This window comes from Klebsiella sp. KP20-425-1, from assembly GCF_025813515.1.
GTDB lineage: Bacteria > Pseudomonadota > Gammaproteobacteria > Enterobacterales > Enterobacteriaceae > Klebsiella > Klebsiella pneumoniae.
Genome location: NZ_CP109614.1, coordinates 2,338,561 through 2,365,268, shown reverse-complemented (window position 1 = coordinate 2,365,268; position 26,708 = coordinate 2,338,561). Strand labels below are relative to the sequence as shown.

Here is a 26,708-nt window from a genome sequence, read left to right as displayed (position 1 = left end):
CGCGTCAGATAATACTTACATTCATAACCATTGGTAATGCTTTAGCGCAGTTCGCGCTGTGAATTTCGAGGTGGATATGTCCGGAATCATCACGCTGGTCATCGCGCTAATCCTGCTGGTCGCGGCGGTGTATAATCTTATTTCCTACATTCGTGACCGGCGCAGCGCCAGCCTGCCCAGCAAAAAAACCAAGCGCTGAAAGTAGTTAAAGCGGTATTCTCGTCATCCCGGCGCGACTGGCCGGCTCATCTCTTCGCTCTTCTGCGAGCACAAAAAAGCCCCTGCCGACAGACAGGGGCCGCAATTCGGTCGCGAACCGCGATGTTGCCGCCCCACCCGCCGGGCGCTGTGCGCCCAGGGTGACTGGCGGACCCCATCCGGCGCTTATCTCCGGCACTCATGATGGCTTAGCTCTTGAAGGGGCATCAGAATAATCTCATATCCCCTGGGTTGAGTTTTGACAATTTTTGCCATTGTGACTATTAGCGGCCTAACACACCCATCGCGCAATAGTCGCCTGGCGCTAAATGGTCAATCCTTTAGCTATGCTTAACCATCACATGGCGGACCACGGTATAATCCTCAAGGCCATACATCGACATGTCCTTGCCGTAGCCTGACAGCTTCTGGCCACCGTGCGGCATTTCGCTGACCAGCATAAAGTGGGTATTGACCCAGGTGCAGCCGTACTGCAGCCTGGCGCTAAGACGATGGGCGCGACCGACATCTTTCGTCCATACCGAGGAGGCCAGGCCATACTGAGAGTCATTCGCCCAGCTCAGGGCCTGCGCTTCATCGCTGAAAGGCGTCACGCTGACTACCGGACCAAACACTTCGCGCTGGACAATAGCGTCTTCCTGCCGGGCGCCGGCGAGCAGCGTCGGCTGGAAGTAATAGCCCGCGCCGTCAGCCCGACTGCCGCCGGTGACCACCTTAATGTGCGGCAGCGCCCTTGCGGCTTCCACCGCCGCGCTAACGCGCTCAAGATGGGCCAGCGAGCTCAGCGGACCCAGTTCGGTGGCAGCGTCCTCCGGCGCCCCCATTTTCAGGCTGGCCACCGCCGCCCCAAGTTTCTCCACCAGCTGGTCATAGATACCCTGCTGGGCGTAGATCCGGCAGGCGGCCGTGCAGTCCTGGCCGGCGTTGTAAAAACCGAAGGTCCGCACCCCATCCACCACCGCATCGATGTCCGCATCGTCAAAAACGATCACTGGCGCCTTACCGCCCAGCTCCATGTGGGTGCGTTTAATCGACGAGGCGGTATGGCCAATGATATGGGCTCCGGTGGCAATCGATCCGGTCAGGGAGACCATTCGCACTTTAACGTGGGCGGTCAAGGGGTCGCCCACCGTTTTACCGCGGCCAAACAGCACGTTGATAACCCCCTCCGGGAAGATATCTTTTGCCAGCTCCGCCAGCTTCAGCGCCGTCAGCGGGGTGATCTCCGAGGGTTTTATCACTACGCAGTTGCCCGCCGCCAGCGCCGGGGCCAGCTTCCAGGCCGCCATCATCAGCGGATAGTTCCACGGCGCGATGGAGGCCACCACGCCCACCGGATCGCGGCGGATCATTGAGGTATGCCCTTCGAGATACTCTCCGGCCGCCATCCCCGGCAGGCAGCGAGCGGCGCCGGCGAAGAAGCGGAAGACGTCGACGATGGCCGGCATTTCATCATTAATCACGCAGTGCAGCGGCTTGCCGCAGTTCAGCGACTCCAGCTGCGCCAGGGTTTCAGCCTGCGCCGAGATGGCGTCCGCCAGCTTCAGGAGACATTCCGCACGCGTCTTCGGCGTCGTCTGACTCCAGGCATCGAATGCCCGGTCCGCCGCCTCAACGGCGGCATCGACCTGGGCCGCTGTCGCTTCGGCAATCTCCAGGATCACTTCGCCGGTTGCAGGGTTATATACCGGAACCTTCTCGCCTTCACCTGCCACTAACTTACCGTTTATCAATAGGTTGTGTTGCATAGCATTATCCTGTTTCATGGTTTTATTTCCCGTTTCCGGCGTCGTTATCGCCGTCGCGGGTGAGCCACCAGGCCCCTAAGATTGGTATCGTCGTTACCAGCATCACCAACAGCGCGACAACGTTGGTGACGGGCACATCTCGCGGCCGCCCCAGCTGATTCAGCAACCACAGCGGCAAGGTGCGTTCATGCCCCGCGGTAAAAGTGGTAACGATAATTTCATCAAACGACAGAGCGAATGCCAGCATTCCCCCCGCCAGCAGCGCCGACCCCAGATTGGGCAGCACTACGTAACGAAAGGTCTGCCAACCGGTAGCGCCTAAATCCATCGAGGCTTCCACCATACTCCACGAAGTCCGGCGGAAGCGGGCGATGACGTTGTTAAACACCACCACCACGCAGAAGGTCGCGTGCCCCACCACGATCGTCAGCAGGCCAGGCTCAAGGCCGACCGCTTTGAACGCCGTCAGGAGCGCCAGGCCGGTAATGATCCCCGGCAGGGCGATAGGCAGCAGCAGCAGTAGCGACACCGCATTTTTGCCAAAAAAGGCGCTGCGCCACAGGGCTCCTGCAGCCAGCGTGCCAAGCACTAAGGCAATGGCGGTCGACAGGGCGGCGATCTTAAGTGACAGTGTCACTGCCTGCAGAATGTCGCTGCGCCCGGCCGCCTCGCTGAACCAGCGCAGCGTCAGCCCCTGCGGCGGAAAGCTAAAAGCTGCATCTTCCGTATTAAAAGCATAGATGGCGATAATCAGCAGCGGAAAGTGGAGGAATATCACCCCTCCCCAGGTCGCCAGTCGCAGATACCAGGGCGCGCGTTCAGAGTGCATCGAAGGCTCCCAGACGTTTCACGAACGCCAGATAGAGGGCAATCAAGACGATAGGCACCAGGGTAAACGCCGCCGCCATCGGCATATTGCCGATCGCCCCCTGCTGCGAGTAAACCATATTGCCGATAAAGTATCCCGGCGGGCCCACCAGCTGCGGCACGATAAAGTCGCCTAGCGTCAGCGAAAAGGTGAAGATCGACCCAGCGGCGATGCCGGGAATGGCCAGCGGCAGCACCACGTAGCGAAAGGTCTGCCGCGGGGCCGCGCCGAGATCGGCCGAGGCCTGTAGCAACGATCCCGGAATACGCTCCAGCGCCGCCTGCACCGGCAGGATCATAAACGGCAGCCAGATGTAGACGAACACCAGAAAGCGTCCAAGGCCGGAGGTGGACAAGGTATTGCCGCCGACCGCCGGGACGCTCAACAGCGCGTTCAGCGCCCCCTCCAGTCCAAGATGACCGAGGAACCACTGCGCCACGCCATCTTTCGCCAGCAGCAGCACCCACGCATAGGCTTTGACGATATAGCTGGCCCACATTGGTAGCATGACCGCGATATAAAAGAAGGCCTTCATTTTGCCGCTGGTGTAGCGCGCCATATACCAGGCCATCGGCAGTGCCAGCAGCGCGCTGGCCAGAGTGACGCACAGCGCCATCACCAGGGTCCGCACAATAATGTCGTAGTTGGCAGGGTTGAACAGCGCCCGCAGGTTAGCCAGCGTGAAATCGCTGGTCACTGACATGGTGAAGTCGTCAAAGGTATAAATGCTCTGCCACAGCAGGGTCAGCAGCGATCCCAGATAGACGATGCCAAACCACATCAGCGGCCCGAGCAGCAGTAAAAACAGGCCCAGCGCCGGTCGGCGCCAGAAGATCCCCGATATGCGCCCGGTCTGCGCAGGAATTATTGCCATGGTCATCTCAGCCTCCGCTTTCCAGCGGGGTCATCGCCGAGCGCGACCATGACGCCTGTACTATTTGCCCGGTTCGCGGAACGCTGGCCGCCGCCGCGCCATCGATGTTGGCCTGGCTGACCAGCAGTTTGTCGCCATCCGCGAGGCGGAGCTCGATCCGCGTCGCCGCCCCCTGATACTGCACCGCCTGCACCACGCCCTGCACCTGCACCTCGCCGCCGCCCTGCAGGCGAACATGCTCCGGACGCAGCGACCAGCTGCCCGCCATCCCGCACAATCGTCGGGCCGCCTCGGCTGCAAAAACGTTGGCGGTGCCGACAAAACCGGCCACAAATGCGGTCCTGGGGTGCAGATAGAGATCCTGCGGGGCATCCACCTGCTCAATGCGCCCGTTGTTAAACACCGCCACGCGATCCGACATCGACAGCGCTTCGCTCTGGTCGTGGGTCACGAAGATGAAGGTGATCCCCAGCGACTGCTGCAGCTTTTTCAGCTCCACCTGCATCTGCTCGCGTAGTTTCAAATCCAGGGCGCCCAGCGGCTCATCGAGCAGCAGCACCCGCGGCTGGTTCACCAGCGCCCGGGCAATCGCGACCCGCTGCCGCTGGCCGCCGGAGAGCTGGGAGGGCTTGCGATGATGAGCAAAGCCAAGGGCCACCTTCTCCAGCGCCTCCTGGGCGCGGGCATGGCGCGCTTTCTTCGCCATGCCTTTGACCATCAGGCCGTAAGCGACGTTGTCAAGGATCGACATGTGGGGAAATAGCGCGTAGTCCTGGAACACGGTATTCACATCCCGCTGCCAGGGCGGCAGTTCGCTGGCCGGCTGACCAAAGATATGGATGGTTCCGCCGGAGAGCTGCTCAAAACCGGCAATCAGCCGCAGGCAGGTGGTTTTACCCGAGCCGGACGGACCCAGCATCGAGAAAAACTCTCCATCGCGTATGCCAATGCTAACCCCATCCACCGCCCGCACATCGCCATACAGGCGCGATACATTCTGGAACTCGACCGCGTACGTCATTGTTTGCCTCCGATCCTTAGCGGCCGCCCATTATCGCAATATAGTCCTGAGTCCAGCGGCTATAGGGCACGTATTTCCCGCCTTCCGCAACCGGCGTTTTCCAGAAGTGAATGCGGTTAAACTGCTCATAGCCGTTGGTCTCACAGCCTTTATCACCGAGCAGCGCGCTGGCTTTACAGCCCTCAGGCACCACCGGCAGCGAACCGAACCAGGCCGCCACATCGCCCTGCACCTTCGGCGTGAGCGACCAGTTCATCCATTTATAGGCGCAGACCGGGTGCTTCGCCTCGCTGTGCAGCATGGTGGTATCCGCCCAGCCGGTTACCCCCTCCTTCGGGAACACGGTGGCGACCGGCTGGCCTTCCGCCTTCAGGCCGTTGGCTTGATAGGGCCACGAACTGGAGGCGGCTACCCCTTCGTTTTTGAAGTCGTTCATCTGTACGGTGGCGTCATGCCAGTAGCGATGGATCAGCGGTTGCTGGTCGCGCAGGACTTTCAGCACCGCGTTGTACTGGGTTTCGGTCAGTTGATAGGGGTCTTCGATCCCCAGCTGCGGCTGGGTGGCTTTGACAAACAGCGCGGCGTCGGCGATATAGATCGGGCCATCATAGGCCTGCACCCGCCCCTGGTTGGTTTTACCATCCGGTAGATCCTGCTTGACGAACACCACGCGCCAGCTGTCCGGCGGCGTCGGGAATACGCGGGTGTTGTACATCAGCAGGTTCGGCCCCCACTGATACGGCGTGCCATAGACTTTACCGCCGACGTTAAACCACGCCCCCTTCGCAATACGCGGATCAAGGGAGCCCCAGCCGGCAATCAGCGCCGTGTTGATCGGCTGCACGCGTTTGCCCATGATCAGGCGCAGCGAAGCATCACCCGAGGCGGTGACCAGATCGTAGCCGCCTTTGGCCATCAGACTGACCATCTCGTCAGAGGTGGCAGCGGTTTTGACATTAACCTGGCAACCGGTGTCCTTTTCGAACTGACTCACCCAGTCGTACTGTTTGTCGGTCTGACCGCGTTCGATATATCCCGGCCAGGCAATAATATCGAGCCGCCCTTCCGGTTTATCCAGCGAGGTGAGCGGCTCTGCCGCCTGAACGGTCAAACAAGCCATACCCAGCACATAAAGGCTGCAACGGGCAATTTTTTTGCTCATCAGGTGTTACTCCTGTCACAAAGGAATTAGCGGCAGCCGTGCCGTAAAAATATCTCCTGAAATAAGGGTAGTCAGCGGATTAACGCCCCCAGGGGAATTTATTCAGGTTGTGACCCGGGACGCATTACGTAAAAATCGCCAACACAAGCAGGACTTTATGGATTATAGACAACGAGTTAGGGAATGAGGAGGGGTATGCATATTTCCTATGGTGAGCGCCGGTAAAATAATGACCGGCCTCGATAAAAATCCTCTTTCGCTTATTTTCGCAGAATGTTTATGATGAGAAAAATAAACGACAGGGTCAGGCAAGCTGTTCGCGAATAAGCTCCCCCAGGCGCTTCACCCCCTGCTCTTCGCGTTCCCCCCAGCCCCAGGCGGTATTAAAACGGAAAAACGAGGTCCAGCTGTCGGAGGTGGAGAACATTTTCCCTGGGGCAATGCTGATGTGCGACGCCAGCGCCCGGGCGCTAAGTGCGCTAGCGTCGGCCCCTTCCGGTAGTTCGATCCACAGAAAGTAGCCGCTGTCGCTGTGGTGGACGACGACCTCCGGCGGCAGATGGCGCAGCAGCGCCTGCCAGGCCTGCTGTTTACGCTCCGCCAGCTGACGACGTAGACGGCGCAGGTGGGCGTCATAGCGCTTGGTGGACAGGTAATCCACCAGGGCTAACTGCATCGGCGAACTGGTGGAAAGCGTACTCATCAGCTGGAGCTGCTGGATCCGCCGCGCCTGTTTGCCGGCCGCCACCCAGCCGATACGAAAGCCGGGTACCAGACATTTTGAGAACGAGCTGCAGTGCAGCGTCATCTCCTGGCGATCCCAGAACTTCGCCGGTAACGGCTTTTCGCGGCCAAAATAGAGCTCGCTGTAGACATCATCTTCGATCAACATCACGTTATAGCGCGCCAGCAGCGCCACCAGCGCCGCTTTTTTTTCAGCGCTGAGGGTGAAGCCGAGCGGATTCTGGCCGTTGGTCATCAGCCAACAGGCCTTCACCGGATAGTTTTGCAGGGCCGCCTCCAGCGCCGTCAGATCAATGCCTTCCCTGACGTCAGTGGCTACCGACAATGCTTTCAAACGCAGCCTCTCCAGCGCCTGCAGGGCGCCGTAGAAGCAGGGGTTTTCCACCACCACCCAGTCTCCCGGCTCGGTCACCGCCTGCAGGCTGAGGTTAAGCGCCTCCAGCGCCCCGGCGGTGATGACGATCTCGTCCGGCGAGACGTTCATCCCCTGCAGGGCATAGCGACGGGCAATGGCATGCCGAAGTTCTGCATTGCCCGGCGGCAGATTCTCAATGACGCTCATGGCGGTGGCGGTTTTACTCACCTGCGCCAGCGAGCGGTTGAGCTGCTGCAGCGGGAAGAGACGCGGGTCCGGAAAGGCCGAGGCAAAGGGCAGCATCGACGCCTGGCGGCTGGCCTGGAGCACCTCAAAGATATAGGTATTGATATCGACGGCTTCATCGCGAGTGACCTGGGCAGGCGGCGCCGGCTGGCGGAGCTTCACCGGCTGGGGGGCAACATAATAACCCGACTGCGGACGGGCGACGATGCGCCCCTGGCTTTCCAGCAGCTGATAGGCATGGCTGACGGTCATAAAGCTCATGCCGCTGCTGATCACCTGCTCGCGCAGCGACGGCAGCCGATCGCCAGGCAACCAGACGCCAAGGGCGATCTGCTCGGTCAGTTGCTGCGCCAACTGTTGATACTTTTTCATTGCGGCCGTCCCCGTACGATAACGTCCCATTATCATATATCAGTTATAAAAAAATCATAGTTTCCTGTAACTGTTATATCTGCAGCGGCGGCCGCGTCGCCGTGATAGCACGGGATGGGTTTAAAATATCACCACCCAGAATAGCGAGATTAAAACAAACCAGAAGATAATCATTACGCCAAGCGTAATGCACAGACTCTGTAATCCTTTTTCAGACATTGGCATTCCCTTTTATTTATTCCCGAGCTTATACAGTACAAATTAGCCGCGGAGCCGACAATTTATTATTTTTTAATTTACGATTAACCGGCTCAGCGTTTTTACTTATTCTCATACTAATGAGTGACAATAAATCAGAGTAAAAATCCGTGGCGGATTTCGTAAGCCAAAATATGAGCTACGGCGAGTGGTAAGGATATATTATGCCGACCAGGTGACTACGCCATACCGGCGGCAGGGCCGCGTAGCCAGCCGTTAGCAATAATATGACAGACAGCGGAATAGACGCCTAATCACCTTCCGCAGGGATTAATCAAGGTTGCGCAAGGATATTTTCTCGCCCTGGCAACAGCTGAAAAATCATAACAGCGGCCAACTGTTATGATAAAAAATGGCGTGACTGCCTCTGCCCCTCAGTCGTCACCCCACCTAAAATTGCGCTGAATCAATTTTGTTGTGGAGTCCTGCATGTTCGGTCTTGATGCATTCCATCTGGCGCGAGTTCAATTCGCTTTTACGGTCTCATTTCATATTATCTTCCCCGCCATTACTATTGGGCTGGCCAGCTATCTGGCGGTGCTCGAAGGCTTATGGCTAAAAACAAAAAATCCCGTCTGGCGCTCGCTGTACCATTTCTGGTCGAAGATTTTCGCCGTCAACTTCGGTATGGGGGTCGTTTCCGGGCTGGTGATGGCCTACCAGTTCGGCACCAACTGGAGCGGTTTCTCACAGTTTGCAGGCAGCATAACCGGCCCTCTGCTGACCTATGAAGTCCTGACGGCGTTCTTTCTGGAAGCGGGCTTCCTCGGGGTGATGCTTTTCGGCTGGAACCGCGTGGGGCCGGGGCTGCACTTTTTCGCCACCTGCATGGTGGCGCTGGGTACTATCATCTCCACCTTCTGGATCCTCGCCTCTAACAGCTGGATGCAGACCCCGCAGGGGTTTGAGATCGTTGATGGCCAGGTCGTGCCCGTCGACTGGCTGGCGGTGATCTTTAATCCGTCGTTCCCCTACCGATTATTGCATATGACAGTAGCGGCGTTTCTCAGTAGCGCGCTGTTTGTCGGCGCCTCGGCGGCCTGGCATCTGCTGCGCGGCAATCAGTCGCCGGCGATCCGTAAGATGTTCTCGATGGCGCTATGGATGACGCTGCTGGTCGCCCCCGTCCAGGCGCTGATCGGCGATATGCATGGCCTGAATACCCTGAAGCACCAGCCGGCGAAAATCGCCGCCATTGAGGGGCACTGGGAAAATCCGCCGGGTGAGCCAACGCCGTTGCTGCTGTTTGGCTGGCCCGATATGGACCAGCAGCGCACCCGCTACGGGCTTGAGATACCGGCCCTGGGCAGTCTGATCCTCACCCACAGTCTTGATAAACAGGTGCCGGCGTTGAAAGAGTTCGCTCCTGAGGAGCGCCCGAATTCTACTGTGGTGTTCTGGTCATTTCGCCTGATGGCCGGGCTGGGCATGTTGATGCTGCTGCTGGGCGTACTGGCCCTGTGGCTGCGTCGCGGCGACCGGCTATACCACTCGCGGCCGTTTCTGCGTTTTGCCCTGTGGATGGGGCCATCCGGCCTGATCGCTATTCTCGCCGGCTGGGTGACCACCGAGGTGGGCCGCCAACCCTGGGTGGTGTATGGCGTTCAGCGCACCGCCGATGCCGTTTCCGCTCATGGCGATCTGCATATGTCGGTCAGTTTATTGACCTTTATCGTAGTGTACAGCGCCGTCTTCGGCGTCGGCTACAGCTATATGCTGCGCCTGATCCGCAAGGGGCCGCAGGAGATGCTCCCGGCGACAACCGGTACGCCAGCCCGCCCGCTGTCTGCCGCCACTGAAGGTTATCTGCAGAAGGAGTCCCGCTAATGGGTATCGAATTATCGGTGATCTGGTTCGTGATTATCGTCTTTGCCACGCTGATGTACATCGTCATGGATGGCTTTGATCTGGGCATCGGCCTGCTGTTCAGCACGGTGCGGGGCGGCGGGGATCGCGACGTAATGGTCAACAGCGTCGCGCCGGTATGGGATGGCAATGAAACCTGGCTGGTGCTCGGCGGCGCCGGCCTGTTTGGCGCCTTTCCCCTCGCCTACGCGGTGATCATCGACGCCCTGTCGATCCCCCTGACCCTGATGCTGATCGGCCTGATTTTTCGCGGCGTGGCCTTTGAGTTTCGCTTCCAGGCCACGCCATCGCACCGGCCATTCTGGGATCGCGCCTTTTTTGGCGGCTCCCTGCTGGCAACCTTCAGCCAGGGCGTGGTGGTCGGGGCGGTGATCAACGGTTTCACCGTCAGCGGTCGCGCCTTCAGCGGCGGCATGTTTGACTGGCTGACCCCGTTCAGCCTGTTCTGCGGACTCGGACTGTGCGTGGCCTATGCGCTGCTCGGCGCCACCTGGCTGGTGATGAAAAGTGAAGGCGCGCTGCAGCAGAGAATGCGCAGCGCATCGCGGCAGTTGCTGGGTGCCCTGCTGGCGGTGTTTGCCGTCATCAGCCTGTGGACTCCGCTGGCGCACCCGGTGATTGCTGCCCGCTGGTTCAGCCTGCCGAATCTCTATTTCCTGCTGCCGGTACCGCTGCTGGTGATCCTCGTTAGCGGCTGGCTGTGGCGCACGCTGCATCAGCGCGACCGCCATGTTTCGCCCTTCACGCTGACGCTGGGCCTGGTCTTTCTCGGCTTCAGCGGACTGGGGATCAGCATCTGGCCGCATATTATCCCGCCGGCCATCACATTGTGGCAGGCTGCCGCTCCCCCGCAAAGCCAGGGCTTTATGCTGGTGGGCGCCCTGCTGATTATTCCGGTCATTCTTGGCTACACCTGCTGGAGCTATTACGTGTTCCGCGGCAAAGTTCAGCCTGGGGAGGGATATCACTGATGCGTACTGCCTGGCCTAAACGTCTGCTGTGGCTGATCGCGCTCTGGGGAGGCAGCGTACTGACGCTGGCCGCCATAAGCCTGCTGTTTCGCCTGCTGATGACCGCCGCAGGGCTAAAAGTCTGAGTGGGATGCAGAGAAGTCCGAAAAGGGACTTCTCCATCTTATCTTCACTTTTGCCTGATGAAATACGGCGATACATCTGAAGAAAGGATATTGCTATGAAGAAGTTAGCTTTACTCTCCGCCGTAATGACGCTTGGAATGTCGTCATGGGCTTTTGCTGCCGACAACCCGCCGCCGCCGCCGGAAAAAGGCGCGCAGCATCAGGGTAAACCGCCGGTGAAAAACGGCCAACACGATGGTAAGCAAGCGCAATACAACAACAAACAGCCACAACGAGACGGTAAACAGCCGCAACACGACGGCAAACAGCCGCAGCACGACGGTAAACAGCCGCAGCACAACGGTAAACAGCCGCAGCACAACGGCAAGCAGCCGCCAAAAGGGAGCGAGCACAGCGGGAAACCGCTGCCGCCGAAAGCGTAACACTCTGGCCTGGCCTTCCGCGTCAGGCCTTTTTACATCCTTCGTCAGCCATCGTTGACAAACTCTTGCCGTTCTTTGAGATGCCCGAAAAAAAGCCTGCATTGCGCCTGACATAGTATGTCCACGCCATTGTTCCGTCGAGAAAAGGTATGTTAAAGAGAAGCATAAGCGCCCTGCTGTTGCTGTGCGCATTATTTTCCGGGCATCTGTTGGCCCATCGTCAGGGACACGAGTACTTTCCGGTGCAAAGTCTCGAACAGCAGCTGCTGCACGAAGCGGATAGCGATGAGCTTCGCAGCCAGCACGAGGAGGCCGCCGCAGACCTGCGCGAACATCACCGCTGGCAGGACGACCGTAAACCGCGGGCATCCTGCCAATAGCATCGACTCGAATCAGGCCCCTTTGCGCTTCGGCAGCGTCTTCATCAGATCGTCCGGGCTGACGGAGGCCACAATGCTGCCCGGGTGCGGCATTTTGAGGATATGGTTTTTGATCTTGCCGACCACGTGCATTTCGCACGGACGGCAGTCAAACTTCAGGGTCAGGACCTCATCGCCATGGATCAGCTGCATCGGCGTGGCTTTCCAGCTCTTGATGGAGCCTTTCGCCTGCTTCGGGCAGAGGTTGAAGGCGAACCGCAGACAATGCTTAGTGATCATCACCGGCACATCGCCCTTCTCTTCGTGCGCTTCATAGGCGGCGTCGATGAGCTGTACGCCATAGCGCTGGTAGAACGCCCGCGCCTTGTGGTTATAGACGTTGGCGAGGAAGGAGAGATGGGTCTCCGGGTAGACCGGCGGCGGTACGGAGACCGGCTTGCGGGTGCCGCGCTGCCAGGCGTTGAGGCGCGCTTCATCCAGCATCTCCGCAGTTTCCCGACGCAGCTGGTTGAGCAGGCTGTTGGGCACAAACAGCGGCGGCAGATTAACCTGCACCTCGCGCGCATAGTAGATGGTTTGCCCCAGTTTTGTGACACCGTCACGCAGGTTGGCCAGCGCTTTCTCCGCCTGGTTAGCTTCGGCGAACTCCCCGTCAAGGGTGTGGGTCACGCTGACGCCATCTTCACAGGTCATGGTGAGAACCAGCTGCTCCTGCCAGCCGCTCAACGTCACATCTACCGCGATGCGGCGTTCGCTGGAGGTCTTTAGCAGCGCCTGTTGCCAGTTATGATCGAGGTTGCGGTTGAGCGGCTGATGGGGGCGCACTTTATGCAGATCCGCTGGCATCTCGTTCGGCCATACCCGATAACGGTTTTCGCCGGTTTTTTCCACGGTATTAGCACGGAAGCCCACCACTTCGCGCTTAATCATCACGTTGAGACCATCGCCGTTGGTTAACGGTTCACTGACTTCAACGTCGAGATGGTCTTTGCCTACCTTCAGAACTTCACCCACCGGCAGGCCGATAAATTTCGGCGAATCAAAGGCGCCGATATCGCCTTTGCGGGCATTAACAAAGTAGTCAGTGCTGCCCCGGTGGAAGGTTTTATCCGTGGACGGGATAAAGAAATGCTCGGTGCGTCCAGCCGAGGCGCGCGCCAGGTCGCCGCGATCTTCGATAATGGCATCCAGCATTTGACGATAGTGCGCAGTGATGTTTTTCACATAACTCATGTCTTTGTAACGGCCTTCAATTTTGAAGGAGCGTACGCCAGCGTCGATCAGCGCCGCCAGGTTGGCGGTCTGATCGTTATCCTTCATCGACAGGAGATGTTTCTCATAGGCCACCACCCGCCCCTGATCGTCCTTCAGGGTATACGGCAAGCGGCAAGCCTGTGAGCAGTCGCCGCGGTTGGCGCTGCGTCCGGTCTGGGCGTGCGAAATGTAACACTGCCCGGAATAGGCCACGCACAGCGCGCCATGGATAAAGAATTCGATAGTGGCGTCAGTGTGGTCGTAAATGGCTTTGATTTGACTGAGGTTCAGTTCGCGCGCCAGCACGATCTGACTGAAGCCGGCGTCGGAGAGAAACTTCGCTTTTTCCACACTGCGAATATCGCACTGGGTGCTGGCATGCAGCTCAATCGGCGGCAGATCCAGCTCCATGATCCCCATATCCTGCACGATCAGCGCATCGACGCCTGCGTCGTAGAGATCGGTAATCAGCCGCTGCGCCGGCTCCAGTTCATCGTCATGCAGAATGGTGTTCAGCGTCACAAATACCTTTGCGCCAAAGCGATGAGCGAAAGGCACCAGCCCGGCGATATCGCTCAGACTGTTGCTGGCGTTGTGGCGGGCACCAAAGCCAGGTCCACCGATGTAAACGGCATCGGCGCCGTGAAGGATCGCTTCGCGAGCGATACCGGCGTCGCGGGCAGGACTAAGAAGTTCAAGACGATGATTGTGCAGGCGCATACGCGTGTTGTTATCCAGTATAAGGGGGTCGAAATGGCGGCTATTGTAGTCAGAACCGGGCGCAGACGAAAACCTTTTCCGCCGTCGCGCGACGACGAATTTTCACTTTTCAACAAAGTATTGACGGAAAAGATATTTCCCTCAAATCACGGCGAAGAGTACTGTCATCACGTATTCCGGATTTTCCTCGTCACGTTGTGAGTGGTTATCATCAGTCATCTTGTCTGGCCGCGGGTTCGCTCGCGGTTTTTTCTTTTGGATAATGGATAAGAGAATGGAAATGGGCCGCCTGGGCGCCGCGGTTACGATACGCATGCGTCGCGTCGCCGGCGAAACGCCTACCCTCACCCGCCTGCAGCGAGTGCCACTCCCCTTGTAAGCACAAATCCAGCGTACCACTTATCACTACCACATGCTCAATCACCCCTTTCTCATGCGGCGTTGATTCGCTCAGCGCGCCGGGGGCAAGGGTTATCGAAAAATGGTCAAAGCGCAGCTCGGGATCCCACGGGAATACTGGCGTCACCACCATCGCCTGCTGCTGCGGATCAAACGCGGAGGGCGCGGCGCTGGCGTCCGGGACGATGAACGCCGAAAACGGTACGTTCAGCCCGGTGGCAATCTTCCACAGCGTCGCCACCGTTGGACTTGATTCATTCCGCTCAATCTGCCCGAGCATGGCTTTCGACACCCCGGTCTCTTCCGCCAGTCGCGACAGGCTCCAGCCTCGCTGCTGGCGCAGGGTTTTAAGCGTTGCCGCCAGATGTTGCGCAATATTCATCCTTCCTCCTGTTTTTACTGCGCAAAGTATACCGCCATTTGTCTGATTTTTTCAGGACGTTTAACGGCATCGTACGCCACTGGCGGCGAGTTTTTCTCCCAGGGTAGCTGCGCGAACCACCGCTTGTGCGTTATAACGCACAATGATACATTGAATGGATGTTATAACGCACATGAGAATCATCTATGCGCTCGTTTAGTCTTCCGCTTCCCACTCTGTTCGCTGGCTTCGTCGCCGTGTTGGTGGGGTACGCCAGCTCCGCCGCCATCATCTGGCAGGCCGCCGCCGCGGCCGGCGCTACCCCCGGGCAGATCGCCGGCTGGATGACGGCTCTTGGCCTCGCCATGGGCATCAGTACTCTCGCGCTGAGCGCCTGGCGGAAAGTTCCTGTGCTCACCGCCTGGTCAACGCCGGGCGCTGCGCTGTTAGTTAGCGGCCTGCAGGGGGTGACCCTCGCCGAGGCCGTGGGGATCTTTATTTTCGCCAACGCGTTGATCGTTATCTGCGGCGCCACCGGCCTGTTTGCCCGGCTGATGAAGATCATTCCCCATTCGCTGGCCGCCGCGATGCTGGCTGGGATCCTGCTACGGTTTGGTTTGCAGGCCTTCGCCGGCTTACAGGATCATCTGCCGCTGTGCGGCGGGATGCTCGCCGCCTGGCTGCTGTGTAAAGCGCTGTGGCCCCGCTTCGCCGTGGTGGCCGCGCTGGTGATTGGAGCGCTGATTGCGGCGGCGTCCGGGGATGTGGCTAGCGCCGCCGTGCCGCTGGCATTTGTGACGCCGGAATGGGTCGCCCCGCAGTTTACTCCGGCGCTTTTGCTCAGCGTCGGTCTGCCGTTCTTCCTCGTCACCATGGCCTCGCAGAACGCTCCAGGGTTCGCCACCCTGCAGGCATCAGGCTATACCGTACCGGTCTCCGCACTGATCGTCGTTTGCGGGGGGTTGGCACTACTGCTGGCGCCGTTTGGGGTTTATTCCATCTGCATCGCGGCGATCACCGCCGCCATATGCCAGAGCCCGGAGGCGCACCCGGATCCGAACCAGCGCTGGCTGGCGGCCATAGCCGCGGGCGGTTTTTATCTGCTAGCCGGTCTGTTCGGCGGGTCAATCACCGCCCTGATGTCGGCCCTGCCGCCGGCGTGGATCCAGATGCTGGCGGGTCTGGCGCTGCTCGGCACCATCGGCGGGAGTCTGTTTCAGGCAGTGCATCAGGCCAGTGAGCGCGATGCGGCAGTGCTAACCTTCCTGGTCACCGCCAGCGGGGTGACGCTGGCGGGAATTGGCTCCGCCTTCTGGGGCGTGGTGCTCGGCGGGGTGAGTTACGGCGTGCTATCCGCGCTGCGCCGCCCGTAGCTGGGAGGGCGTCAGGCCGGTAGCGGCTTTGACCCGATGGCTGAAATGGCTGGGGGAGCTAAAACCACAGGCCAGCGCTATCTCGGTTAACGGCAGCGCGCTATGGCAGATCAGGTTTTGCGCCTTCGCCATTCGCTGCTGCATGACGTACTGATGCGGAGCCATATTTAGCGACTGACGAAACATACGAGCAAAATGAAACTCACTCAGACCCGCCTGCTGCGCCAGGTCGGCCAGGGTCAAGGGCTGATCGAGATGAGCATCGATCCAGGCCAGTACGTGACGCTTTACGCCTGGCGCCAGCCCGCCGGTGACCGTCGGCAAACGCCACTGCACGGTGGAATAGTGCTGGATCAGATGGGTAAGCAGTAAGCTGCTGGCAGCGCTGAGGGTCAGCTGGTTCGCCGGCTGCCGCCAGTCGTTAGCCAGCAAAAACTGACGATACACTGCGGTGATTTTATCATCGCTGGCGAAGGTCTTTTCCTGTAGGGTGAAATTCGCCGGGCTGCGGTCCCACACCTCCTCGCCGACGCGACGCAGGTGCGCATCGGTACAGTAAAGATGCACAAACGACAGATCGCCGCGGATATCCCATACGCTTTCATCGCCTTTCGGCATCAGACAAAAACGGTCCGGGCCGCCGCCATTTTTCCAGCCGTGCGGCGTCTTTTGATAGCTTTCGTAGCCATCAGCCACGTACAGACTTAAGGTATGATGGTCGCTGCGCACCGTCACGGTATCGCAATTGTTATACCAGGCGGCCAGTTGAATACCGGAATTCAGCTCCACGGTTCCCTTCAGCACCGCGTTCTGTCGCCGTAATGTTTCAAATGTCCCGTAACCCATCGTCTTCACACATTGTCTGTAAAAGCCCTAGTCTAGGGAGACTACGGCGCGGTTTCCAGTCCTCACCGCCAGCGGAGGGCAAATAAGCGCAAGAATTTGCAAGCCGACAACAAACCGGTGAAAGCCGCAGCAGGCGGCAGCCGGCATACTCCTCCCATCAACAGGTAGAGGAGAACCAGGGTGAACGCATTACTCTATGCACTCGTTGTCGTGATCTGGGGTACAACGTGGATTGCGATTTTTTTACAACAGGGACCGGTGGCCGCGCCGGTATCGATTTTCTGGCGTTTCGCCGTAGCCAGCGTCACGATGCTGGCGATTCTGCTCGTCACACGACGCCTGCGGCCGCTGGGCGCGAAAGATCATCTCTGCTGCCTGCTGCAGGGCTGCTGCGTCTTCTGCTTTAATTTCTGGTGTTTTTATACCGCCGCCGCCTGGATCAATACCGGTCTGGAATCGGTGATCTTTTCGATGGCGGTACTGTTTAACGCCATCAACAGCTTTCTCTTTTTCCGCCAGCAGCCGCCGGGCCGCTTCTGGGCCGCCGCCGCGCTGGGTCTCGCCGGTATCGTCATCCTGTTCTGGGACGACCTGCTGGCCAACGGACTGAACGCCTCGCTGCTGTGGGGGATCGGGCTGAGCGCTCTGGGTACCTACGGTTTTTCGCTCGGCAATATGTTCAGTATTCGCCACCAGCGCCGCGGGCTGGAAACGCTGACCACCAACAGCTGGGCGATGCTCTACGGCACGCTGGTGATGGGGGCGATCGCTCTGCTGCGCGGCGATAATTTTATGCCAGAATGGACCGTCAGCTATCTGGGCGCCCTGCTTTACCTGGCGCTGTTCGGCTCGGTCATCGCCTTTGGCGCCTATTTCACTCTCGTGGGGCGCATCGGCGCCAGCAAAGCCGCCTACAGTACGCTGCTGTTTCCGCTGGTCGCCTTATCCATTTCCACCGTTTATGAAGGGTATGTCTGGCACAGCAGCGCCGTGATCGGGCTGGCGCTGATCCTGCTGGGTAACCTGGTAATGTTTGCCAAACCGGAACAGCTATTGCTGCGCCGAAGGCTGGCCTGAGGAGGCTGAAGAAAACCAGCGCCGTCGTCAGACGGCGCTGGCACGATTAACGCTGAGAGGGATCGAATTTAACGGCGTCGACCGCCATATCATCGATAACCTGCTTCAGGGTATCGACGGTCAGCGGTGTATTCTCATTCGCCAGGGTTTTGCCTTCCCCTTTACGAACGACCTTGATGACCGGCTTATTGGTGCTGGCGTCAATGACCTCCGCCTCAAAGTACAGATTGGTGTCCATGGTACGATGGCCGGTGGCGGCCTGGGTGCCGGCGACAATCATAGCGACCGGGATCACTTCATAGAACTGCAGCCCCTCTTTGCTGGAGTCCACCCCGGTGATCGCCCCGCGGAAGATGAGGCTGCGCTTGCCGGCGGTAGTGGCCAGCGGTTTACGCTCGGAAATAGCCTGTTTCAGCTCTTTGTTGGTGTAGTTAAGAATATCCTGCAGCGCCTTCTCCCCTACCTGGGTGGTCGGCTTCGGTACCGGATAGTAGGTCACCGGGTGATAAACGATATTGTCATAGTTGGCCGGATTGAAGTTCGGATCGATCCAGCGCAGCTCCGGCTTGCCGGAGGCAGAGGTCGTTTCTTTCAAACTGGAATAATCTTTTAAGAAGCCCGAATACTGATCCGGTTGCGCCACTTTCGCCGCGCAGCCGGTCAACGCCAATATTCCCGCCAGAGCGGCGACTTTCAGTAAAACGCGAGTACGCATAGAGAGATCCCTGTAAATGCAGTTTTTTTTCGGCAGACGTTATAGCAAATAGGACCCACTAGTTTTGTGACAAAAAAAGGGCTTCGTCAAGGAAGATTTATAAATATTGATGGCCTGAACATTACGTTAATAAATAATCACTTAAAAGGGGTATCGCGCGGTTTTCCAGGCTCATTTTCGCCGCAACGGGTCTCTGTCTTGCCCAGGCTCTGGCGGGGAATGCGGCGCGGGCCATGCTCAGCTTCCCACGCCGCGGCGAATCAGGCAGGCTTGCGCGCCAACAGGGTGGCGAAGCGCAATTTGATGCGATTGCCGTTGGCGTCGGTGCGATGCAGCTCGCCGACGTCCTCATTGTATTTCAGCAGCTCCCAGCCCTGGTAATAATCACGAAGCTCATCAGGTTTAAAGGCAAACGGGAAGCCGACGGTGCAGGGATAGTCTTCGGTATCCATCGCCGCCACAATCAGGTTATAGCCGCCGGCGGCGGTGCAGCGCTGCATATTGGCGATCAGGCCCGGGATGGTGTCAGGCTCGAGGAACATCATCACTACGGTGGAGAGGATCAGGTCATACTCGCCGTCAAAGCTCAGGCTGTTGAGGTCTTTCACCGCCGTTTGCAGATTATCCAGTCGCTCGGCGGCGCGAATACTTTCCAGATTGTTGACGCTCATCGGATTTTTATCCCACGCCGTCACCGCGAAGCCGTTCGCCGCCAGATAAAGGCTGTTACGCCCGTTGCCGCAGCCCAGATCCAGCGCCCGCCCCGGCGGCACAATCGTCGCGGCATGCAGCACCTCGGAATGGGTGCGGGTCAGGCTGTATTTTTGACTAAAATAATCCGCGTCACGCTTTGTCATGATCCTTCCTTCTTATTCAGGAGTGTTTCCCGGTCGACCTGGAGCAACAGTTTCCCGCTGACCAACAGCAACGCTGTACGCAGCAGCAGCAGGCCGACAACCAGATTGCTAAAAATAAATAGCGGCATCGCCAGATGATGAAAAAAGCCGTCTCCCCTGGCCTGGCCGAGATGCAGACCGGTGGTGGCCAGCGCGGAAATGCCGAACGAAAAGCTCCAGAAAGAAGCATTGAACGGCTGACGAAGATACCAGGGCATCAGACGGAGCATAAACAGCAGCTGCAGCAGGCCGTAACCAAACAGCAGCTTAGCGAAGGTATCGGCCTCCCCGCCGTTGACGCTGAGCCAGGCGCTGCAGGCCACCAGCGCAGGCGCCAGCTGGATCCCCAGCGAGGTGCGCAGCGGCGTCGGCAGCTCGCCTGCGCTGCGCAGACGCTGGAGGATCGCCGGCTCGAGGCTCAGCCAGGAGAAGACCCCGGCGCCGAGGAACACCAGTCCGGCATCGGAAAATCCCAGCGCGCCGCAGGCCATCGCGCTGATAAAATTATTGGCTACTGTCGGCAGATACAACCCCGGCGTGGTGGCCTCGCGAGGATGGTTCCCCCGCCATAGCCCACCGCTTTGCCAGGCGGCATAGGCGAGCTGCAGCGCCACGCCCGGCACAAACAGCCCGATCGCCAGCGGCCTGCACCAGGGAGCCAAACCAATCGCCACCAACAGCGTGGTGGCCGGAAACAGGCTGACGAAGCTGCTGCTCACCGGATGACGCATCTCCCGCAGCACGCTCGCCGGAAAGCGGATCGCCCGGCTGATAAACGCCATGCTGAGCAGGACCCACATCGCCATCGCCAGCGTCACCAGCCCATCACCAATGCTGCGGCTGACCGGCCAGAGGGTGCTGGCGTAACGCCAGGCGAAGCCCATTCCGATAGTGCCGAGCACCATGCCAAAATAACCCGCCGGCAGGTTTAGCACCTGCCGCGGCGTTTGCGTTTTATTCATTTTATTGATGATATCAATTTAATTTGAAGTTGCATTCTAAAGGAACCTTATCCCGCGCGCTATGGCGATCTTTGCTATGTTTATGTTAACCATAAGTAATAAGGATCGGCCATGCGTAAATACCGTCTCAGCGAACAGACCCGGCAGTATTGTTATGAGGAAGAGCATGGCAAACAAAGCGTCACCCTGCGCCAGATCGTGGCGCTTATTGATTTCGCTGACGTTAAAGCGGGCAGCGAAGGCGGCTGGGTGGATGAGGAATGCGCTCTCAGCCAGCAGGGGGAGTGCTGGATCTACGATGTCAACAGCGTGGTCTTCGCCGGGGCGCGCATCCGCGACGACGCCCGCTTAACCGGGTTCTGCGTGGTCAGCCATGAGGCCACCATCGGCGGACGGGCCTGCATTCACACCTCGCAGATCAGCCATCACGCGCAGATCAGTGACAACGTCACGGTTACGCAGAGCCAGGTGCGCGGTTATTGTCGCCTTGCCGACGAGGCGCGTCTTCTCCCCCACTGCCAGGTGATTGCCGCGCGCGGGTTAACCGCCGATCGCGACAAAGTCCTGCAGATCTATCAGCGAGCCACCGTCAGTGCCTCGCGCATTCTCCACCAGGCGCAAATCTACGGCGATGCCTTCGTTGAGCATGCGTTTGTCGAACATCGGGCGGAAGTGTTTGACCAGGCAAGACTTGAAGGGAACGAAGAAAACGACGTCTGGGTGTGCGATAACGCCCGGGTATACGGGAACGCGCGCCTGATCGCCGGTCGCGGAGAGGATGCCATTCCCACCGTACGCTACAGTTCGCAGGTGGCAGAGAATGCGGTGATTGAAGGCAACTGCCTGCTGAAGCATCGGGCGATGGTCGGCGGCGAGGCGCAGCTGCGAGGTGGTCCGATTCTGCTCGACGACGATGTGCTGATCCAGGGGCGGACAGTCATCATCGGCGATGTGATCGTTGAGCACCAGGTCTCCATCAATGACGAGGTGCAGATTGCCGCACAGGAGGGAGAGGCCATTCATCTGCGCGGCCCGAAAACGCTTGACGGCCAGCAGCACATCACCCGCACGCCGCTGTTAGGCGCGCTTTAATGCCTCATCGCGGTCAATAATGCGGGCGTAGATATTCTGATCGTCATAGCTACCGTTCAGATACTCGGCTTGTCGGAGACAGCCTTCCAGAACAAACCCGTTGCGCAACGCTACCTGGTTGCTGCGGGTGTTCGCCACCCGGCATTTGATCACAAACCGGCGCACCAGCCCGCTGGCGGCATAATGGCGGATAAAGGCCTGTAATGAACGGGAAAGCAGCCCTTGCCCCTGGTGCTCTTCATCGATCCAGTAGCCAATATAGGCCGTTTTATTCTGCGGCTCGATCTGATTGAACGACAGGACCCCGACTAGCTGCTTATCGAGAAACAGCAAAAACATTTTGGCGTAATCCCGCTGATGCAGCATCACGTTGCCCTGCACATGACGTCGGGTCTCGTCTTCGCTGCGCACCTCGGCGGGCCAACTGAGCGACTGCTGTAGCCAGCGCTGGTTTTTGACCACCAGCTGGTGCAGGTCGCTAACGTAGCGCTCATCAATGGCGATTAGCGTCAGCGCGTCGGTTACCGGGATCGACTCAGGTACTGCTGGGATATCTGCGGTCATAGCGCTCTCTTCTGGCCCGCAGGGACTGCCTGCGGGCGTCGGGTGACTCAGGGTTATTTCATGATCCGGTCGTCAACGTAGTTGCGTTTATCTGCTGCCGGCGGGAAATACTGATAGAGCCAGGTTTCGCTGATGGCTTCTCCCTGACAGCGCAGGAACAGACGCATCTCCACCGGGTCGGTTGAGTCGGTGGTCGGATACCAGTCGAAAAGGATCCGGTAGCCATCGAACGGCTCGACGTAGAGGATCTCAATCTGCTTCGCTTCCCCGCTGGAGAGGGTGATCACCGGTTCAATACCGCGCGGCGCGGCCGCCTTCAAATCGCCGCCGACAAAGTCGATGGCAAAACGACGCGCCCACTTATCCGGGTAGTGTTCACCCGGCGCCCATCCTTCGGGGAAGCCCCCCATCCCGGTGCGGGTGGCCAGAACGCGCGCCAGCGGAGTGCTCACCGGCGGCTGCGCGCTCCAGTAAAGACGGTAGCGGAAGTCCAGTTCGTCGCCCGCCTTCACCGCCTTTTCCGGCTGCCAGAAGCAGACGATATTATCCAGCGTTTCGCCGGTAGTTGGGATCTCCATCAGGCTGACCGCCCCTTTGCCCCACTGGTTACGCGGCTCAACCCACAGGCTGGGACGCTTGTTATACCAGCCCATCACATCCTGGTAGTGGGAGAAATCACGGTCCAACTGCAACAGACCAAAGCCGCGCGGGTTCTTGTCCTGGAAGGCATTGAACTGCAGTTTCTGCGGGTTATTCAGCGGCCGGCAGACCCATTCCCCGTTGCCCAACCACATTGACAGCCGATCGGAGTCGTGGATTTGCGGATGGATGGTGTCGCACATCCGCCGCTCATTATTGCCGCAGCTGAACATACTGGTCATCGGCGCGATACCCAGCTGTTTGATATCCTTGCGGGCATAAAGGTGGTTTTCCACGTCCATGATAACCTGGGTATCCTGGCAGTGGATGGTGAACTTGTAGGCGCCAGTGATGCTCGGGCTGTCCAGCAGCGCGTAAACGGTAAACACCGTGGCGTCCCCTTTGACCGTTTCGAACCAGAACGACGTAAAGTCGGGAAACTCTTCCGGGGTATCGGTAAAGGTATCCACCGCCAGACCGCGGGCCGACAGGCCATACTGATAGGTGCTGTCTACCGCGCGGAAGTAGCTGGCGCCGAGGAACGCCACGATATCGCGGCGCGCCAGCTCCGGCGCTTTAAACACCCGGAACCCGGCGAAGCCGAGGTCAGACTGTCCTTCCAGCTGACGGGTATCCACACCGGCGTCATTGTACTTAAACAGCTCCGGACGGAAGTGGATCTCGCGCGCCTGCTGGGTGCTGGCGTCTAAAGAGAACATCCGCACGCGGCGACGGAACCCCATCCCGACGTGGAAAAACTGGATGTCCAGCTTACGCTCTTCAATATTGTTCCACAGCGAGTGGTTGGCATCGTACTGGATGCTGTTATAGGCCTGCGGGGTGAGATTGGCGAGCGTCGGCGGCAGATCGCGCGGGGCGCCGCCCCACGGCTGGCGCGCCAGATCGTGAGCCATCGCCTGCAGAACAGCATAATCAAAACGACGCGTTTGCCCGTCGGCAATGCCCGCGTCTTCGGCAAAAGCGGCCTGACTGAATAAGGAAGCGACTCCTGACGTTCCGCATACGGCGGCAACAGCCATGGAAGATTTAAGAAAACGTCTGCGGTTCATGCCTGAGAAAGCGTCCTTCTGCACGGGTGAATTGATTCGCAACGCGTCATCACGCTGCGTGATAATTTCCGCCCACTCTAGACAAAAACGATTAATAATCCAATTGTTGCCAGCAGAAAAAAGGTAAAAAAGCCCTGTCCAGAGGAACAGCCTGTTTTTTTCATTGCCTCTGGCGTGTAGCCAGGGCATACACGCTGCCTGCCGCTTTTTACCCCTGACTATTCAAGGGAAATCTATTCTCCAGTGTTGAATATTCATCCCATGTATCGCTCCTCGCCGCGCGCGTTTTTTAGGCACGATTCGCGCAAATTTCCATCGCGCCTGGTGCTAACTTTTCCCCGATAACCGCTATCTTTCTTCACGTTAGCGGCCAACAGGGGAGAGCCGTTCGGGCTGTCCCGCCACGCTCTCCAGGGAATTCATTCAGGAGTCATGCCATGCAAGTGAAAGCAGCCGTCACGCTGGGCTACCAGCAGCCTTTTGTCATCAAAGACGTCGAGGTCGCCCCGCCGGGGAAGGACGAGATATTAGTGAAAATTGTCGCCACCGGCGTCTGCCATACCGACGCCGTGATGCGCGACAACCCCGGGGTGGTGCCTATGCCGGCGATCCTCGGCCATGAAGGCGCCGGGATCGTTGCCAGCGTCGGCGAGGCGGTTAGCGGCATCAGAGTAGGAGACCACGTAGTGCTCAGCTACGCCGCCTGCCACCACTGCGAAAATTGTTTAAGCAACCACCCTTCGGCTTGCGAAGATTTTAATACGCTTAATTTTGGCGGCCGACGCGAGGATGGCACCACCCCCTACCGGCTGGGAGACCAGGATCTGTCCCTGTTCTTTGGCCAGTCGTCTTTCAGCCAGTATGTGGTCACCCGCGCCAGCAACGCGGTCGTGGTCGACCCGGAGGTTGATCTCACCCTGCTCGGCCCGCTGGGCTGCGGTATCCAGACCGGTAGCGGGACGGTGCTCAACCGCCTGAAACCGGTGGTCGGCGAATCGCTGGTGGTGTTTGGCTGCGGCGCGGTGGGGCTCAGCGCCATCATGGCAGCGAAATTAACCGGCTGTTCGCAGATTATCGCAGTGGATATCCATGCCAGCCGCCTCGCCCTGGCGCGCGAACTGGGCGCCACCCATCAGATCAACGGCAAGGAACAGGATGCCGTCGCCGTGATTAAACAAATCACCGGTAAAGGCGCCCACTACGCGGTGGAAACGACCGGCGTCTCCGCTATCGTTCTGCAGGCCGTACACGCGGTGAAACCGCTGGGAACGGTGGCGATTGTGGGCTTTACCGGAGATATCACCCTTAACGTGCAGAACGACCTGATGGCGGAGGGAAAATCGCTGGTCGGGGTGATTGAAGGCGACGCCGTGCCGGCGCTGTTTATTCCGCTGTTGGTGCAACTCTATAAACAGGGAAAATTCCCTATCGATAAGCTTATCGCCCGCTATCCGTTGGCCGATATCAACCAGGCCTTCGCCGACTCGGCGTCCGGCAAGGTGATCAAGCCGGTGGTGGTCATGTGAGATAACGTCGCCACCGGTCGGTGGCGACAGTTGCGCATTATGGGATTTAATCCAGCGTCACGTGATGCTTCATCACCCGGCGAAACAGCGCCAGTCTGGCGCGCATAAAGCGGTTCTCCACTTTAAACCCGGCGCGCTTATGCAAGCCAATGCGCAACAGGCGATCCCGCCCGCGCAGGCACGCCGGCCAGCGCACCGCGCCGGAAAGCGTCTGCTCGCCGCTGGCGAGGCGGGCAAACTGCGCCCAGTAGTCAGCGACCTGAGCGGCGAAGGCCAGATCCGCTTCGCTGGCGTACTGCCGCACCGGGTCGGTCAACCGCAGGTTATCAAACACGTAGGGCACCTCGTTGCCATGCCAGGCCCCATGCGGGTAGGCGTCATGCTCCGCTTCCGCGACATAATCAAACCAGTAGCGCCAGCACGGCTGCCCCACGCGCTGTTGCGCCTGCATCACTACATAACCAAGGGTGGTGAAGGCCATGTCGCGGCATACTTCCCGCCCCAGCGCTTCATCGCCCTTCACGCCGGGATAGAGGAGTTTGATCAGCCCCAGCCCCAGACGGCGCTCTCGGCGCAGCTTCTGGATCTGCCCGGCAATATCGACGCCGAACACGGCCATCACGCTGGCTTCATCGCTATTGGAGCCGATCATCACCGGTATCGGATGCTGGCGGCCGGCAAAGAAGGTCTCCAGCATCGGCTGCGGCAGCACCGCGTCTCCGGCAATAGGCGCTGGCCCGGTATTCAGCGGCGCGGTGAGCGACCAGAAGGCCTCCGCGGGGATCGCCCGCAATTCCTCAGCGCTGGCTTGCGGTAAGGCGAAGTGTTCCGCCAGCAGGCGCCCTTTTTCCAGCGCTTTTTCCCGCGGCAGATCGGGTAGCGTATACCCGCTCTGAATAATCGCTTTATGAAACAGCCCTTTCGCTTTCGGGGAGGCCATTAGCGACAGCACGCTGCGCGCCCCGGCGGATTCGCCAAACAGCGTGACGTTGGCGGCATCCCCGCCGAAGGCGTGGATATTCTCCTGAACCCACTGCAGAGCGGCAATCTGATCGAGCAACGCGAAATTATAGAGACGTTCGCCCGCCTCTTCTTCCAGCGCCGGATGGGCGAAAAAGCCGAGATGGCCCAGCCGGTAGTTAACTGTCACCACCACCACGTCGCGGCTGGCAAGCGCTTTGCCATCGTAAGGCGGCAGGCTGCCGGCGCCGATGGTAAACCCGCCGCCGTGCAGCCAGACCATCACCGGCAGCGGCTGCGCTGCGCTGGCCGGGGCCCAGACGTTGAGATATAAGCAGTCTTCGCTGAAGGCGCCAGGATCGCCGCCGCCGAGCTCGCGGCAGTAGTCAATGTCCTGCCAGCTGGCGGCGGAAAAGGTCTCGGCTGGACGTACCCCCTGCCAGCGGGCGGCTGGCTGCGGCGCGCGCCAGCGCAGCGGGCCCACGGGCGGCGCGGCGTACGGAATGCCGCGCCAGATATGAATCCCCTGTTCTGCGCTCCCGGCCAGCGTTCCCTGACGGGTTTTCGCCAACGGTTTCGACGGATGTTGCATAACCTGCTCCCTGTAAGGCTGATGCCAGCAG

At 59.2% G+C, this 26,708-nt stretch carries 26 protein-coding genes; 11 read left to right on the top strand and 15 right to left on the bottom strand.

Annotation, left to right across the window (positions count from 1 at the left end):
* The first annotated feature begins 76 nt into the window (after window positions 1-76).
* A complete protein-coding gene (locus OHJ17_RS11600) occupies window positions 77-199 on the top strand; it encodes a small membrane protein (RefSeq protein WP_004175940.1) in 123 nt (40 codons plus the stop codon).
* A gap of 340 nt (window positions 200-539) precedes the next feature.
* Here OHJ17_RS11600 and patD read toward each other — a convergent pair whose 3' ends face one another.
* From patD to OHJ17_RS11570, 6 genes are all read right to left on the bottom strand, one after another.
* Window positions 540-1,967, bottom strand: a complete 1,428-nt coding sequence (gene patD, locus OHJ17_RS11595; protein WP_004151216.1) for an aminobutyraldehyde dehydrogenase — start codon at window positions 1,965-1,967, stop codon at window positions 540-542.
* Window positions 1,968-1,989: 22 nt separating this feature from the next.
* On the bottom strand, window positions 1,990-2,796 hold the full coding sequence (locus OHJ17_RS11590) for an ABC transporter permease (RefSeq protein WP_004143773.1): 807 nt from the start codon (window positions 2,794-2,796) through the stop codon (window positions 1,990-1,992).
* Entirely contained in the window at window positions 2,786-3,715 is a 930-nt protein-coding gene (locus OHJ17_RS11585) for an ABC transporter permease (RefSeq protein WP_004189770.1), read from the bottom strand. Before OHJ17_RS11585 ends, OHJ17_RS11590 begins: the two co-directional genes overlap by 11 nt.
* Before the next feature lies 1 nt (window position 3,716).
* On the bottom strand, window positions 3,717-4,730 hold the full coding sequence (locus OHJ17_RS11580) for an ABC transporter ATP-binding protein (protein ID WP_004151215.1): 1,014 nt from the start codon (window positions 4,728-4,730) through the stop codon (window positions 3,717-3,719).
* A 16-nt stretch (window positions 4,731-4,746) separates the two neighbouring features.
* A complete protein-coding gene (gene ydcS, locus OHJ17_RS11575; RefSeq protein WP_002907384.1) occupies window positions 4,747-5,892 on the bottom strand; it encodes a putative ABC transporter substrate-binding protein YdcS in 1,146 nt (381 codons plus the stop codon).
* 304 nt (window positions 5,893-6,196) lie between these two features.
* Window positions 6,197-7,609 carry an aminotransferase-like domain-containing protein gene (locus OHJ17_RS11570; RefSeq protein WP_004175937.1) on the bottom strand — a complete coding sequence of 471 codons (1,413 nt, stop codon included), beginning with the start codon at window positions 7,607-7,609 and terminating at the stop codon, window positions 6,197-6,199.
* A gap of 687 nt (window positions 7,610-8,296) precedes the next feature.
* Here OHJ17_RS11570 and OHJ17_RS11565 point away from each other — a divergent pair.
* The 5 genes from OHJ17_RS11565 to OHJ17_RS11545 all read left to right on the top strand — a co-directional run bounded on the left by OHJ17_RS11565 (window position 8,297) and on the right by OHJ17_RS11545 (window position 11,631).
* A complete protein-coding gene (locus tag OHJ17_RS11565; protein ID WP_004189768.1) occupies window positions 8,297-9,694 on the top strand; it encodes a cytochrome ubiquinol oxidase subunit I in 1,398 nt (465 codons plus the stop codon).
* The gene (gene cydB / locus OHJ17_RS11560; RefSeq protein WP_031589990.1) at window positions 9,694-10,704 is read left to right on the top strand and encodes a cytochrome d ubiquinol oxidase subunit II; all 1,011 of its coding nucleotides are present in this window, start codon (window positions 9,694-9,696) and stop codon (window positions 10,702-10,704) included. The genes OHJ17_RS11565 and cydB overlap by 1 nt, the downstream gene beginning before the upstream one ends.
* A complete protein-coding gene (locus OHJ17_RS11555) occupies window positions 10,704-10,829 on the top strand; it encodes a DUF2474 domain-containing protein (protein WP_004180143.1) in 126 nt (41 codons plus the stop codon). The genes cydB and OHJ17_RS11555 overlap by 1 nt, the downstream gene beginning before the upstream one ends.
* Window positions 10,830-10,924: 95 nt before the next feature.
* On the top strand, window positions 10,925-11,251 hold the full coding sequence (locus tag OHJ17_RS11550) for a hypothetical protein (protein WP_032433143.1): 327 nt from the start codon (window positions 10,925-10,927) through the stop codon (window positions 11,249-11,251).
* A gap of 149 nt (window positions 11,252-11,400) precedes the next feature.
* On the top strand, window positions 11,401-11,631 hold the full coding sequence (locus tag OHJ17_RS11545; RefSeq protein WP_004143781.1) for a DUF2554 family protein: 231 nt from the start codon (window positions 11,401-11,403) through the stop codon (window positions 11,629-11,631).
* Between the two features lie 12 nt (window positions 11,632-11,643).
* Here the strand turns inward: OHJ17_RS11545 and OHJ17_RS11540 are convergent, their stop codons facing one another.
* Window positions 11,644-13,605, bottom strand: coding sequence for a peptidase U32 family protein (locus tag OHJ17_RS11540; protein WP_002907469.1), 1,962 nt, complete (start codon window positions 13,603-13,605; stop codon window positions 11,644-11,646).
* Between the two features lie 33 nt (window positions 13,606-13,638).
* Here OHJ17_RS11540 and OHJ17_RS11535 point away from each other — a divergent pair, with 33 nt between their 5' ends.
* Window positions 13,639-13,806 (top strand): hypothetical protein, encoded by a 168-nt coding sequence (locus OHJ17_RS11535; RefSeq protein ID WP_014343127.1) that lies wholly within the window; start codon window positions 13,639-13,641, stop codon window positions 13,804-13,806.
* A gap of 10 nt (window positions 13,807-13,816) precedes the next feature.
* Here the strand turns inward: OHJ17_RS11535 and OHJ17_RS11530 are convergent, their stop codons facing one another.
* On the bottom strand, window positions 13,817-14,386 hold the full coding sequence (locus OHJ17_RS11530) for a helix-turn-helix domain-containing protein (protein ID WP_002907473.1): 570 nt from the start codon (window positions 14,384-14,386) through the stop codon (window positions 13,817-13,819).
* Between the two features lie 185 nt (window positions 14,387-14,571).
* Between OHJ17_RS11530 and OHJ17_RS11525 the strand changes: the two genes are divergently transcribed.
* The gene (locus tag OHJ17_RS11525; RefSeq protein WP_009307732.1) at window positions 14,572-15,738 is read left to right on the top strand and encodes a benzoate/H(+) symporter BenE family transporter; all 1,167 of its coding nucleotides are present in this window, start codon (window positions 14,572-14,574) and stop codon (window positions 15,736-15,738) included.
* Here OHJ17_RS11525 and OHJ17_RS11520 read toward each other — a convergent pair.
* Window positions 15,715-16,584 (bottom strand): AraC family transcriptional regulator, encoded by an 870-nt coding sequence (locus tag OHJ17_RS11520; protein WP_004151213.1) that lies wholly within the window; start codon window positions 16,582-16,584, stop codon window positions 15,715-15,717. The genes OHJ17_RS11525 and OHJ17_RS11520 overlap by 24 nt on opposite strands.
* Window positions 16,585-16,764: 180 nt before the next feature.
* Between OHJ17_RS11520 and OHJ17_RS11515 the strand changes: the two genes are divergently transcribed.
* Window positions 16,765-17,661: a DMT family transporter gene (locus OHJ17_RS11515; protein ID WP_004180146.1), complete on the top strand. Its 897-nt coding sequence runs from the start codon at window positions 16,765-16,767 to the stop codon at window positions 17,659-17,661.
* 46 nt (window positions 17,662-17,707) lie between these two features.
* Here OHJ17_RS11515 and OHJ17_RS11510 read toward each other — a convergent pair whose 3' ends face one another.
* The 3 genes from OHJ17_RS11510 to tehA form a co-directional block, all read right to left on the bottom strand.
* Window positions 17,708-18,376: a DUF3313 domain-containing protein gene (locus OHJ17_RS11510; RefSeq protein ID WP_002907480.1), complete on the bottom strand. Its 669-nt coding sequence runs from the start codon at window positions 18,374-18,376 to the stop codon at window positions 17,708-17,710.
* Window positions 18,377-18,636: 260 nt separating this feature from the next.
* Window positions 18,637-19,233 carry a tellurite resistance methyltransferase TehB gene (gene tehB / locus OHJ17_RS11505; RefSeq protein ID WP_002907481.1) on the bottom strand — a complete coding sequence of 199 codons (597 nt, stop codon included), beginning with the start codon at window positions 19,231-19,233 and terminating at the stop codon, window positions 18,637-18,639.
* Entirely contained in the window at window positions 19,230-20,234 is a 1,005-nt protein-coding gene (tehA, locus tag OHJ17_RS11500) for a dicarboxylate transporter/tellurite-resistance protein TehA (protein WP_002907483.1), read from the bottom strand. Before tehA ends, tehB begins: the two co-directional genes overlap by 4 nt.
* Before the next feature lie 111 nt (window positions 20,235-20,345).
* On the opposite strand from tehA, the gene ydcK reads away from it, so the two are divergent.
* Window positions 20,346-21,326, top strand: coding sequence for a YdcK family protein (ydcK, locus tag OHJ17_RS11495; protein ID WP_004148564.1), 981 nt, complete (start codon window positions 20,346-20,348; stop codon window positions 21,324-21,326).
* Here the strand turns inward: ydcK and rimL are convergent.
* Both rimL and OHJ17_RS11485 read right to left on the bottom strand, forming a co-directional pair.
* A complete protein-coding gene (gene rimL, locus OHJ17_RS11490; RefSeq protein WP_002907487.1) occupies window positions 21,312-21,890 on the bottom strand; it encodes a 50S ribosomal protein L7/L12-serine acetyltransferase in 579 nt (192 codons plus the stop codon). The two genes, ydcK and rimL, sit on opposite strands and share 15 nt — an antisense overlap.
* A 53-nt stretch (window positions 21,891-21,943) precedes the next feature.
* Entirely contained in the window at window positions 21,944-23,599 is a 1,656-nt protein-coding gene (locus OHJ17_RS11485) for a glucan biosynthesis protein D (protein WP_002907489.1), read from the bottom strand.
* A gap of 437 nt (window positions 23,600-24,036) precedes the next feature.
* Here OHJ17_RS11485 and OHJ17_RS11480 point away from each other — a divergent pair, with 437 nt between their 5' ends.
* The gene (locus OHJ17_RS11480) at window positions 24,037-25,125 is read left to right on the top strand and encodes an NAD(P)-dependent alcohol dehydrogenase (protein ID WP_009484803.1); all 1,089 of its coding nucleotides are present in this window, start codon (window positions 24,037-24,039) and stop codon (window positions 25,123-25,125) included.
* A 46-nt stretch (window positions 25,126-25,171) separates the two neighbouring features.
* Here OHJ17_RS11480 and OHJ17_RS11475 read toward each other — a convergent pair whose 3' ends face one another.
* Window positions 25,172-26,677: a carboxylesterase/lipase family protein gene (locus OHJ17_RS11475; protein ID WP_021466042.1), complete on the bottom strand. Its 1,506-nt coding sequence runs from the start codon at window positions 26,675-26,677 to the stop codon at window positions 25,172-25,174.
* Window positions 26,678-26,708: the final 31 nt, after the last annotated feature.